9 protein-coding genes are annotated in these 11462 nt (G+C 68.4%); all 9 read right to left on the bottom strand.

Annotated features, from left to right (window positions below; genetic code table 11):
- Positions 1-52: 52 nt before the first annotated feature.
- The 9 genes from APY03_RS14270 to APY03_RS14230 all read right to left on the bottom strand — a co-directional run bounded on the left by APY03_RS14270 (position 53) and on the right by APY03_RS14230 (position 11267).
- Positions 53-1042: a Bug family tripartite tricarboxylate transporter substrate binding protein gene (locus APY03_RS14270; protein WP_068677845.1), complete on the bottom strand. Its 990-nt coding sequence runs from the start codon at positions 1040-1042 to the stop codon at positions 53-55.
- A 35-nt stretch (positions 1043-1077) separates the two neighbouring features.
- Positions 1078-2424 carry a DUF1254 domain-containing protein gene (locus APY03_RS14265; RefSeq protein WP_083944351.1) on the bottom strand — a complete coding sequence of 449 codons (1347 nt, stop codon included), beginning with the start codon at positions 2422-2424 and terminating at the stop codon, positions 1078-1080.
- Positions 2421-3740 (bottom strand): DUF1254 domain-containing protein, encoded by a 1320-nt coding sequence (locus APY03_RS14260; protein ID WP_068677844.1) that lies wholly within the window; start codon positions 3738-3740, stop codon positions 2421-2423. Before APY03_RS14260 ends, APY03_RS14265 begins: the two co-directional genes overlap by 4 nt.
- A 32-nt stretch (positions 3741-3772) precedes the next feature.
- Positions 3773-4762: a Bug family tripartite tricarboxylate transporter substrate binding protein gene (locus APY03_RS14255; protein WP_068677843.1), complete on the bottom strand. Its 990-nt coding sequence runs from the start codon at positions 4760-4762 to the stop codon at positions 3773-3775.
- Positions 4763-4793: 31 nt separating this feature from the next.
- The gene (locus APY03_RS14250; RefSeq protein ID WP_068677842.1) at positions 4794-6863 is read right to left on the bottom strand and encodes an acetate--CoA ligase family protein; all 2070 of its coding nucleotides are present in this window, start codon (positions 6861-6863) and stop codon (positions 4794-4796) included.
- 32 nt (positions 6864-6895) lie between these two features.
- Complete coding sequence (locus tag APY03_RS14245) at positions 6896-7705, bottom strand: IclR family transcriptional regulator (RefSeq protein WP_068677841.1); 810 nt, start codon at positions 7703-7705, stop codon at positions 6896-6898.
- Between the two features lie 333 nt (positions 7706-8038).
- Positions 8039-8425 carry a TlpA disulfide reductase family protein gene (locus tag APY03_RS14240; protein ID WP_180988668.1) on the bottom strand — a complete coding sequence of 129 codons (387 nt, stop codon included), beginning with the start codon at positions 8423-8425 and terminating at the stop codon, positions 8039-8041.
- Positions 8426-8522: 97 nt separating this feature from the next.
- Entirely contained in the window at positions 8523-9860 is a 1338-nt protein-coding gene (ccsB, locus tag APY03_RS14235; protein WP_443082818.1) for a c-type cytochrome biogenesis protein CcsB, read from the bottom strand.
- Positions 9861-10148: 288 nt separating this feature from the next.
- Positions 10149-11267 carry a YeeE/YedE family protein gene (locus APY03_RS14230; RefSeq protein ID WP_068677839.1) on the bottom strand — a complete coding sequence of 373 codons (1119 nt, stop codon included), beginning with the start codon at positions 11265-11267 and terminating at the stop codon, positions 10149-10151.
- Positions 11268-11462: the final 195 nt, after the last annotated feature.

The following is an 11462-nucleotide window of genomic DNA, read 5'->3' as shown; positions in this document are numbered from 1 at the left end:
GCGGGCGCGAGCTACTAATGAGCGGGCGCTATTGGCTAATAGCGCCCGAGGGCTATTCGCCCTTGATCCCCGCCTGCTTGATGATCTGGTTCCAGCGGACCATCTCCTTGTCCACGAAGGCCGCGAACTCGGCCGGGCTGCTGCCCACGGCCTGCAGCCCCAGCCCGGCCAGCTTTTGCTTCATCGCGGCGTCGGCGAGCACGGCTTTGGCCTCGGCCGCCAGGCGGTCGACGATGGGCTGCGGCGTCGCCGCGGGCACCATGAGGCCGAACCAGCCGTAGCCGATCACGTTCGGATAGCCCTGTTCGGCCAGCGTCGGTGCTGCCTGGTAGACCGGCGAGCGCTGCTCGGTGGCGACGCCGAGCACGCGCAGCTTGCCGGACTGGATGTGCGGCAGCGCCGAAGTGATCGCGGTCATCGTCGCATCCACCCGGCCGGCCAGCAGCTCGGTGTAGGCGGTGGCGTCGCCGCGGAAATGCACGTTCAGTCCCTTGACGCCCGCTTCCTTGAAGAACAGCTCGGCTGCAAGATGCGGCCCCGAGCCACTGCCGGGCGACGCGAAGGTCAGGCCGCGCTCCTTGTCGGCCTTGCCGTGCGCGACCAGCTCGTCCACGGTCTTGAAGGGCGAGTTGGCGTTGACGATCAGGAAGACCGGCGCTGTCACGGCCAGGCTCACCGCGCGCAGGTCCTTGCGCGGGTCGTAGCTCAGCTTGCCGTACAGGCTCTCAACCGTGGCATAGGGCGCCGCGGCGTACAGCACCGTGTACCCGTCGGCCGCGGCGCGCGCCACCTGCTCGTTGCCCAGGCGCGTGGCCGCGCCAGGCTTGTTCTCCACGATGAACTGCTGCCCCAGGCGCTTGCCCAGCTGCTCGGCGAGGATGCGTGCCGAGATGTCGTTGGAGCCGCCCGCGCCGTATGGCGAGATCAGCCGCACGGGCTTCTCGGGCCAGGCGCCCGCCACCTGCGCCTGCGCGCTGCCGCCCCAGGTGAAGGCGCAGGACAGGGCGGCTGCCTGCGCGATGAAGTTTCTTCGGGTCGTCATTCGTCATGTCTCCGTTGTTCGAGTCTTGCGTGGATTCAGTCCAGCCGCCTAAGCGGCGGATAGGTGAAGCTGAATTCGAGGTGCGCCCGGCGCGGCTGGTACAAGCGCAGCGTCAGGTAGAAGGGCTCGCGCGGCGCGGGCAGCCAGTTGGCCCCGGGGTCGCTGGGCGCATCGACCTGGATCGCGATGCGCAACCCGCCATCCGCCTCGTAGCGCAGGCCGGGCGTGCGGTCGCCGATGGAGTAGCGGTCGATCGGGTTGTCAACCAGCAGGCAGGTGGACTTGCGGTACATCGTCAGCGACCAGAAGGCATCGACCTGCGGCGCCGCGCCGGGCGGGAAGTACAGCTCGTAGGCATGCCGCCCGTCCAGCGGCAGTCCCTCCGCATCGACCTCGGCCACCGGGTACATGGCCTCTTCGATCCCCAGTGCGCCGATGAGGTTGCGCGCGACGCGCGCCCGCAGCAGGGTCTGCGTGCCGTAGCCATTGCGGACGGTGACCGGGATGCTCCAGCCGCCGCCCACCTGCGAGGCCTGCGCCTCGTGGCGAAGCGAACTGCACACCTGCACCAGCGCCGCCTGCAGGGCCGCAACACCTTCAGCCTTCGTCCGATGCCAGTCTGCGCGCGCCGCAGTGTCATCCTCTGCGGCCGGATTGCGCGCCCAGGCCGCGTCAACGATGGCCGCGTATTCGTCGGCGTCCGGCGTGTCGGTCTTGCGTCCGTTCATCACCGTGTCGACGATGCGCGCGGCCGGTTCGAGATCGCTCGCGCGCAGAATCGCGAACTGCTGCTGCAGGGCCCCGACGCTTGCAATGTCGGCTTCATCGGGATCGACCAGGATGCGGCCGATGATCCAGAGGTCCGCACCGGGCGCCGCGATCCCGACCAGGCCCGCGGGCACCTCGCCGCGCCATCTGGGCCCGTGGACGAAGAGTCGCTGTGCCCGGTTGCCGGTGGTGCGCCGCCCGGCGTAGGCGAAAGGATTGGTCCACATGTCGAGGAAGCCCAACGTCCAGTAGCGCTCACCCATGTCGGGCACCTCGATGACCAGCGGGCCGTCGGAGAGGTCGAGCCAGGCGTTGGTGTAGAGCGTGTCGTTGTTGGGCGTCACCACTTCGCGGTCATTGGGCGTGAGCAGGCGCCGCGTGTGGGTGAACAGGTTGACCCAGCGCAGGGTCGAGGTCGGCTCGCTGGCCGCGAAGCCGTGCACGGGGTGCTTGCGCGGCGAGGTGGCGGCGCGCATGCGCGCCATCTCGAACAGCGGCAGGGTGTGGATCACGGCGTCGCGAGCCGCTTGTGAAATTTCTTCGGTGCCTATTGGAGTACCTTCGCCTGCGGCTGCGGTAGGAGCCGCCTTCGGAACGACCGGGCGGGGGCTCATGCGACGCGCTCCAGGGGGGGGAGGCGGTAGCTGCCATTCAGGAAGGCCTGCTGCGGGTGGTAGAGCCGCAGGATCAGGTAGAAGCCGCCGGCCGGCGCGGGCAGCCAGTTCTGCTGCGGGCCGGGCGGTCGCTCGCGCGACACGTACAGCGTCAGGCCGCCGTCCGGGTTGCGCTCCAGTGGGCTGCGGTTGCCGAGGGCGTAACGCCCGATCGGGTTCGGCGACAGGTAGCGGTCCTGGCCGTACAGGGTGACCGACCAGAAGGCAGCGGCCGGCACGCGGCCGCCGTCCTCGAAGTGCAGCCGGTACAGGCGCGAGCCGTCGAGCAGCTCACCCTGATCGTCGTAGTCGGTGGTGGCATAGATGGCCTCGTCGCCCGCCAGCGCGCCGAGCCCCTTCCAGGCGGTGGCGGCGCGCAGCATCAGGTCGTCCCCATAGCGGCCCAGGCGCGTGGAGTAGCGCCAGGGTGCCTTGGAAGCAGCGCGCGTGGTTCCTTCGATCATGCGCATCCCACTGTCGTAGGCGGAGCGAAGCCCTTCCAGCGTTGTGGGCCGCAGCTCGGCCAGCATGCCGTCGGCGGGCAGCGGCACGTGCGCGGCGCGCAGCACGTCGAACACGCCGCGCTGCGACGCCGGCGGCGGAAAGTCGTGCAGCGCGCGCGCCAGGTTGGCAAAGAAATCCAGCGCCGGGTCGCCGCCCTGCTGCCAGCGCGCCACGCTCGCCGGCGGCTCGGCCGCGGGTGGGCCCTCGATGGAGAAGCCGGCCTGGAATTCGCGGGCAGCCTCGACGTCGGCATCGCCATCGACCAGCACGCGGCCCAGCACCCAGACCAGCGCCGTCGGGCAGCGCACCACCTGCACGTCGTGCGGGAGCGCGGCACCTGCATCGGCGCCGGCATCCGGCCCGAGCAGCGCGAAGCGCCCACCCGCCTGCGGCACGTTGCGCGTGCCGATGTTGTGGAAGTTGTTGGTGTAGGCGTCGAGCAGCTCGAGTACGAAGTAGCGCCCCGCCTGCGCCGGTGCCGTGATGAACACCGGCCCCTGCCGCAGGTCGACCCACGCATTGCTGTAGAGCAGGTCGTTGGCCGGCGTGACAATGTCCCGGTCGCGGTCGGTCCAGCGCTCGCGGCTGTGGCCGAAGGTGTTGAAAGGCGCGCGGCCGAAGGCCGGCGCGCCCGGTGCCGTCTGCACGTGGCAGGTGCGCACCGATTCGAGCAGCGGATAGCCCGCCACCACGGCCGGCACCGCGGCGTGGGCGATCCAGGCGGCCTGCGGCGACGCGTGCACGGTGCTCAGGAAAGCAGAGGTCGAGTTCATGTCCGGAAGGTCTCGGTAGGTTGGTGGTGCCGTCAATCCATCTTCACATTGCTCAGCTTGGCGATGCGAGCCCAGGTCGCGATGTCGGCGTGCCATTGCTTGGCGAAGTCCGCGCGCGACACCGGGTCGGCTTCCATGCCCAGGCTGTTGATCTTCTCGACCACTTCAGGCCGCTGCAGCGCGTGCGCAGTGGCTTGCGACAGCTTCTGGACTTCGGCCTCGGGCAGGCGTGCCGGGGCGAACAGCGCGAACCAGCTCTCCGTGTCGAAGGCGATGCCGCCTTCGGCCAGCGTGGGCACCTGCGGCAGCGCCGAGGAGCGCTTGCGCCCTGTCACTGCCAGCGCCTTGATCTTGCCGGCGCGCAGCAGCGGCAGGGCGCCCGCCACGTCGGCCATCGCCACCTGGACCTGGCCGCCCACGAGGTCCTGCAGCAGCGACGCGACGCCCTTGTACGGCACGTGTTCCATCTTGATGCCGGTGGCGATGCGCACGCTCTCGCCGGCCAGATGCCCGCCCGAGCCGTTGCCCCAAGAGCCGTACATCAGCGGCTCGCCCGAGCGCTTGACCAGCGCCACCATCTCGGGCGCCGAGTTGGCGGGATATCGGGGGTTGGCGACCAGCACGTTGCCGCCATGCGCGATGCGCGCGATGGCGGTGAAGTCCTGCTCGGGGCGGTACTTCAGGTCCTTGAACAGGGCCGGCGCGATGGCGTGGGTGGCGCTGATGCCGAGCAGCAGCGTGTGGCCATCGGGTGCGCTGCGCGCCACCTGGGCGCTGCCGATCGTGCCGGTGGCGCCGGGCACGTTGTCGACGATCACCGTGGAGTTCAATTCACTTCCCAGCGTCTGCGCCAGCAGACGGCCCATCACGTCGGTTCCGCCGCCGGCCGGGAAGGGCACCACCAGGCGGATCGGCTTGCCCTCGGGGCCTGCGGCCAGCGCCGTCGACCAGGGCGCCGCGGCCAAGGCGGTGGCGCAGGCCAGCAGGGCGCGGCGCCGCGCGCCATTCGGAAGTGCATTCATCACTTGTCTCCTTTGTGTTCGGGTTTGGGGCTCAGGCGGGCACGAAGCTCACCACTGCATCGGCCGCGGCCACGCCCTCGGCCGTCACGATTAGCGGGTTGATTTCCAGCGTGCCCAGGCGCGGGCCGAGCGCGGCCGCGATGTCGGCGAAGCGCAGCACCGTGTCCACCAGCGGCTGCGCGTCCACTGCGGGCCGGCCGCGCCAGCCGCCCAGCAGCTTCAGGATGCCCAGACCCGCGAGGCAGGCGTGCACGCGCGCTGCGCTCGTCGGCGCGGTGAGCACGGCGGTGCGCGCATGCAGCTCGACCGCCACGCCGCCCAGGCCGAGCACGATCACCGTGCCGAACACCGGGTCGTGGCGCGCGCCCAGCATCACCTCGGCCAGCGGATCGAGCTTGCGCGCGACCAGCAGGCCCTGGCGCCGTGCCCGCGGAGCGAGGCGGGTGACCGAGGCGACGATCGCGTCGTGGGCCTCGCGGACCTCCTGCTCGCTACGCAAGCCGACGCGCACGCCGCCGACGTCGCTCTTGTGCAGCAGGTCGGCCGAGACGATCTTCAGCACCGCCTGGCCGCCCAGCGCCTTCCAGGCGCTCACCGCTTCCTCGGCCGAATGCGCCAGGCGATGCGGCGCGGGCGGCACGCCGTGCCGGGACAGGAAGGCCAGGGCCTCGACTTCGTTGAGCACCGCAGGCGGCTGAGCCAGCGGCGCTGGCACCGCGACTTCTTCGGCGCGGTGCGCCGCCCAGCGCGCCTTGGCGGCCAACACCTCCACTGCGTGGGTAGGCTCCTCGTAGACCAGGCAGCCGGCATCCAGCAGGGCGCGCCGCGTTTGATCGTCTGCGATGCCGGAGAGCGCCACGGGCATCTGCGGCGCCGCGGCGAGGGTCTCGCGCACCATCTGAACAATGGGCGGCGCGAGGGCCGGTGAGCCGAGCGCGGCGGCGACAAAGATCGCCAGCGCGTCGTACTCGCCGCTGGTGGCCGCACCCTGCATCGCCATGCCCAGCACCGGCAGGTCGGCCGTCACCTGGCCGGTCACGTCGACCGGGTTGTCGGTGGCGCAGAAGGGGATGCGCGCACGCAGCGCCTCACACACGGGGGCGGGCAGAGGCGGCAATTCAAGGCCTTCGTCCGAGGCCGAGTCCGCCATCAGCGTGCCGACGCCGCCCGAGACTGTGACGATCGCCAACCGGCGCCCGGCCGGCGGCATGCCGAGCGCAAAGGCCTGGGCCAGGCGGAACATCTCGTCCACCGTGCGCGCGCGGATGGCGCCGGTGGCGTCGAACACTGCCTGATAGACCGCGTCTTCGCCCGACAGGCTGGCGGTATGCGACATGGCGGCGCGCGCGCCGGCCGCGGTGCGGCCCACCTTGGTCACGATCACCGGCTTGCCGGCGGCGCGGGCCTTGAGGAGCGCGCGCTGCAGGGCCGCGCCGTCGCGCGCTCCCTCGATGTACGCGAGGATGACCTGGGTGTCCGCGTCGTCGGCCAGCCAATCGATCACGTCGGCCACCGACACCGCGGCCTCGTTGCCGGTCGTCACCCAGTGGCTCAGGCCCAGGTCGTTCTTTCGCGCCAGGGAATATGCGTAGGCACCGAAGGCGCCGCTCTGGCTGACGATGGCAACCGAGCCGACCTGCGGCACGCCCGCCAGCGGCGCCGGCGAGAAGGTGGCGAACAGCTTCTGCCGCAGGTTCATCACGCCCAGGCAGTTGGGGCCCAGCAGCGCCAGGCCGCTCTTGCGGGCGCAGGCCGCCATGCGGGCCTGCACCACAGCGCCCTGCTCTCCCATCTCGGCGAACCCGGAACTCAGCACCACGGCGGCGCGCGCCCGTTGTGCGACCAATTGCTCGATCACCGGCTCGACGCTGCCCGCGGGTACTGCGACGATGGCCATGTCGACCGGCTCGGGCAGCTCGGCGACCGAGGCAAAGGCCTTCAGCCCCTGCACCTCGGCGGCGCCGGGATTGACCGGGTAGATAGCGCCGGCGTAGCCCAGTTGCCCGAGCAGGTGCACCGGCATGCCGCCGACCTTCCGGGCGTTCTGCGAGGCGCCGACGATGGCGACGCTGCGAGGGGAGAAAAGGGGGTCCAGGATCATGTTGTCTGGGTCTCCAGGAAGATTCGTGTTCCTCAGGCGATACCGGCCGTACGCTCGCAGCGCCGCACCAGGTCCACCAGCCGGGGGCCGAGTGTGTCGACCAGTTCTTCCGCGCGCACCTGTGTGCCAGGCACGGCGCAGTTGAAAATCAGGTAACGCGTGCCGTGCCGGATGCGGGAGCACAGCGCGACGCCCTGTACACCGAAGCCGGCATCGCCGAAGTTCACCGCGAACCCGCGACGCTCCTGCATGGCGAGCGATTCGTCGATCGCTGCCGCGCAGCGTGCCATTTCGTCGGGGCGCTGCGCCTTGAGTTCCCGCAGGACTTCGGTGCGCGAGGGTTCGTCGAGCGAATGCAGCCAGGCGCGGCCGATGGCCGTCGTCGCCACGCTGCGCAGCGCCCCCACGTCGGGCTTGGCGAGCGTGCCGCGCTGGTAGGCACAGGTCTCGACGTAGACCACGTCCAGCCCCATCGCCACGCCGATCGACATTGCCCCGCGGACCTGGTTGGCCAGCGCCTGCATGGCCGGCCGGGCCTGCGAGCGCAGGCCGATCGAAGCGAGGTACGGATAGCCTAGTGCCACTGCCGCCGGGCCGATGAAGTAGCGATCGATCCGCTCGTCGCGGTCGAGATAGCCGAGCGCCAGCAGCGTGCGGCACAGCCTCGACACGGTGGGCCGCGGCAGCCCGAGCAGCTCGGCCAGCTCGCTGTTGGCATAGGGCCGGGACTCGCGAAGGAAGGCCTGCAGGATCATCAGGCCCTTGGCCAGCGTCCCCGAGAAATCGGGGTCGTCCTCGCGGACCGCCGCCACGTCGGATTGGTGCCGGAGCCGTTGGATCATGCGGTGACTGTAGGAGAGGGGGCGGCGTTACGGAAGCTGAGTTCCAATATTCGAAACTCATCGAAGAGCGCCGAGGTGCGATCCGTCCCTTGCCGCCTCGGGCAGCAAGGAAATCAGGATTGCCGAAGCTGGCCGCAGTGGACACAGCCGCTGCGGCAAGTGGCGAGCTTATCGACAGGCCGGGCTCAGGCGGAGGCGACCCTGAAGCCTTCCAAAGCTCGCCTGTGTCAAGAAGGACCGCGACTTTAGGAAATCCACGGCGGCCTCAGGTGGACTGACGCGTGGGATTTCTGCCTCGAGGGGCTGGTGTGAGCGTGCAGGGCATGTTCTTGCTCATCCGGCAAGCCTGGCGAGGTCGAGTACGTCCTCTTCGAGCATCTCGCCGGGGATCGCCGGACGCAGCACGCCTCGGCGATCGATGCAGCAGGTCAGTGGCATCACCTTGCGCGGCGTCAGCGGCGCCTTGAGCGCCTCGCTGTCCAGCGTCACGGGAAAGGTGTAGGCGTTGCGCTGCATGTACGCGCGCACGACGGCCGGGTCCCGATCCGTGGCCGCCGACAGTATTTGCAGTGGCAGGCCGCGGGTTCGCTTGTAGAGCTTCTCGATGTGCGCGTTGTGCCGCGCGCAGTACGGACAGTAGGTGGCCCAGAAGACCAGGATGAGCGCCTTTCCGGCGCGGACCTGCGGGGCGAACCTGGTGCCGTCGAGCAGTCGGACCACGGGGAGGGCAATGGGCCCATCCGATGCCCGGACCGGGTCGGCGGCAGCCAGCGCAGCGGCTGAGATCAACCCAGCAAGGAAATCACGTCGTATCGGATCAGAGAGTTCCATAGGAATGCAGACCGCTCAGGAACATGTTGACGCCGAGGAAAGCGAACGTGGTGACTCCCAGGCCGCCCAGCGCCCACCATGCCGATACAGTTCCGTGCAGGCCCTTGACCAGCCGCATGTGCAACCACGCGGCATAGTTCAGCCAGACGATCAGGGCCCAGGTTTCCTTGGGGTCCCAGCTCCAATAGCCACCCCAGGCATCCGCTGCCCAAAGTGCGCCCAGGACCGTGGCGATGGTGAAGAACGCGAATCCCACCGTGATGGACTTGTACATGACGTCGTCGAGCACGTCGTTCGACGGCAAGCGAGAAGCGATGCGCTTTCGCCCCAGCAGGATGCCCGCGGCGATCACAGCGGAGATCCCGGCATACACGACCCAGTAGCTGCCGCCCGCTTCCTGCACGCGCTGGCGGAACGCCACCGGAACGAAACACAGCGCAATTCCGAGCAGCCACATGGGCGTGAGCTTGTGCCAGCGCGTCTCGTCTGCCTGCTCCTTGATCAGATAGGCAAATGCCACCATGGCGGACAGCGCGAAGGTGCCATAGCCGATGAAGTTCGCCGGAACGTGCAGTTTCATCCACCAGCTTTGCAGCGCAGGCACCAGCGGCTGGATCTCGTGCGCTTCGCGCACCAGCGTGTACCACAGCAGAAAGCCGACCGCCGCGCTGACGACCAGCATCACGAATGCTCCGAGTGAGCGGGTTTCGTAGCGCGACTCGAAGTAAAGATAGAACGCCGCCGTCAGCCAGGTGAACAGCACGAACACCTCGTAGAGGTTGCTCACGGGAATGTGGCCGATGCCCGGACCCAACTGGTGGCTTTCGTACCACCGCACCGCTGTGCCGATCAAGGCCATGGTCACCGCGGCCCAAGCCAGGCGAGAACCGATGAGGTCCATCGTGTCGCCCTGCTTCCCTGCAAAGAAGCCGATCCAGTAGAAAGTCGTGCTCATGAAGACCAGGACACTCATCCATAGGATGGCCGACTGGCTTGAAAGGAAGTACTTGAGCCAGAACATGCTGTCCGCACGTGCCAGATCGCCTTGGTAGGATGCGATCGCAACCAGGGACGCAACGGCGACCATGATCGCGAGCATGCGCAGCGGCCGCCAGAACCAGCCCAGCCAGATGGCGGCAGGCATGGTGGCGAGAAGAATGCTCTTCTCGTAGCCGTCCATCGCGGCCGAATAGCGCCAGAAGCCGAAGAACCCGCCTGCCACTACCAGCACTGCGAAAAGCCAGTCGAAGGCGCTGCGTCGGGAGAGCCACCGATCATTGAGCGTCGGTGTCGCGATCGCTGGCGTCGCGGCCTCCCGCGGCACGGCCTGGCCATCGTCCGATCTGCTCACGTCCTGGGCCGAAGGACGCCATCCTGCGGCTTGGGGATAGGGGTGAGAACTCATGGAGATCCTTTGGAAGCCGCGCAGATATCCCCAACTGGCTGCAACGGGACACAGACCAGCGCGGCGCTGCGACTGCACCAAGGGAGACATGCGACCAGCGTACATAAAACGCAATATGCGCGTATACGGATATTAGAGATCCGGCATCACCTCGAGGCGGGTACAAACCCGCGCTCCAGCGCTCGAGTCCGCGCCCGCCGGTCAGTGTCAGGAAAGGGAGCGCTCCGTCCGCCAAAGCTGGAAACGCAACGCTGCATAGGCGCCGGCAATCATGGCTGAGACGGCCATGAAGCTGGAAAGGCTCAAAGTCGAAAGCCCGGTGACACCCTGTCCGATGCTGCAACCGAAGGCCGTCACGCCGCCGACGCCCATCAAGACCCCGCCCACGAGGTGGTTGCGCATGTCATCCACGTTCCTGAACGACTCCCACCGAAAGGAACGCGTGGCGACGGCATGGCCCATGGCCCCTAGCACCAGCCCGAGTGCTGAAACCATGCCGATGGTGGCGAACTTGTTGGCATCGCTGAAGAAGAGGAGGTAATCCAGGGAATACGCCGTGGCGGAGACAAAGCTGAATCCTTCCATGCGGTGCGTACTGGTGGCGATATAGACGGACTCGAGGGTTTCCGGGTGCTCCTGCACGTGGCCCAGCACGCCCGAGATCCACCAGGCGCACGCCGCCAGCGCGCCGAGCCCGAAACCACCAAGCATCGATTCCTTGCTCCGCCCGTCACGCGGAACCAACGCTGCCGCAATGAGGAGGCCCCCGATGACCAGGCCGGCGAAGCCGGCGACGTCGGCTGCGTCCAGGCCGGTCAGCCGCGCAAGGATCGATGGAAGGTCCTGACCCCCGGCCAGGTTCGCGTGCACGCGGTCCACAGTGGCGCTGCGCAGCACGGCCGTGATGCCCTTGAGCGTCGCGAAACCGCTGCAGGCGACAACGACCAGCACCACGACCGCCTTGAGGTTGCCAGCGCCGGCTCGCAGAAGGTTCTTGCTTGCACAGCCGGAGGCCAGAACCATGCCCACGCCGAACAGGGCGCCGCCGGCCAGCGTCGACAGCCAGAGCACGGAAGATCCGGCATAGATCGTGTTTGCCGCGCTGATCCAGCCCAGTGCCACCATGCCGTTGAATCCCAGGATGGCCGTGCCCATGGCCAGCATCCAGCTGCGCATGCGTGACCAGCTGTCCATGGTTGCGATATCCGCGATGGCACCCATGGTGCAAAAGCGGGTGTGCTGTGCCACCGCGCCGAAGAGCAGGGCGACGGCGAAGCTGGCCCACAGCACCCAGCCAGTGGCAGCCTGCAGTTCTGATAGCGTCATGACGTGGCGTGTGGATCGCGTTGAGAGGGAGCGCCGGCGGGTTTCGGCGGAAGGATATACGGCCGATGACTCGGGTTACCCGCCTTGACGACGTGCGCCGGAAGTCGCGATGCGTCGAAGATCCGCCCGCATTCCTGGTGCCGTATCCGTACAAGCCCTGAATGCGCAACAGGGGCCGGTCTGTATATCATCAGA

This window comes from Variovorax sp. WDL1, from assembly GCF_001541225.1.
Taxonomy (GTDB): Bacteria; Pseudomonadota; Gammaproteobacteria; order Burkholderiales; family Burkholderiaceae_C; genus Variovorax.
Note: the sequence above shows the minus strand (reverse complement) of the source record. Positions and strands in the feature narration are given on the sequence as shown.

Bases quoted from the DNA above. Each gene is read 5' to 3' on its own strand.
- APY03_RS14270 (WP_068677845.1), bottom strand. From the start codon at position 1,042: ATGACGACCCGAAGAAACTTCATCGCGCAGGCAGCCGCCCTGTCCTGC.
- APY03_RS14265 (WP_083944351.1), bottom strand. From the start codon at position 2,424: ATGAGCCCCCGCCCGGTCGTTCCGAAGGCGGCTCCTACCGCAGCCGCA.
- APY03_RS14260 (WP_068677844.1), bottom strand. From the start codon at position 3,740: ATGAACTCGACCTCTGCTTTCCTGAGCACCGTGCACGCGTCGCCGCAG.
- APY03_RS14255 (WP_068677843.1), bottom strand. From the start codon at position 4,762: ATGAATGCACTTCCGAATGGCGCGCGGCGCCGCGCCCTGCTGGCCTGC.
- APY03_RS14250 (WP_068677842.1), bottom strand. From the start codon at position 6,863: ATGATCCTGGACCCCCTTTTCTCCCCTCGCAGCGTCGCCATCGTCGGC.
- APY03_RS14245 (WP_068677841.1), bottom strand. From the start codon at position 7,705: ATGATCCAACGGCTCCGGCACCAATCCGACGTGGCGGCGGTCCGCGAG.
- APY03_RS14230 (WP_068677839.1), bottom strand. From the start codon at position 11,267: ATGACGCTATCAGAACTGCAGGCTGCCACTGGCTGGGTGCTGTGGGCC.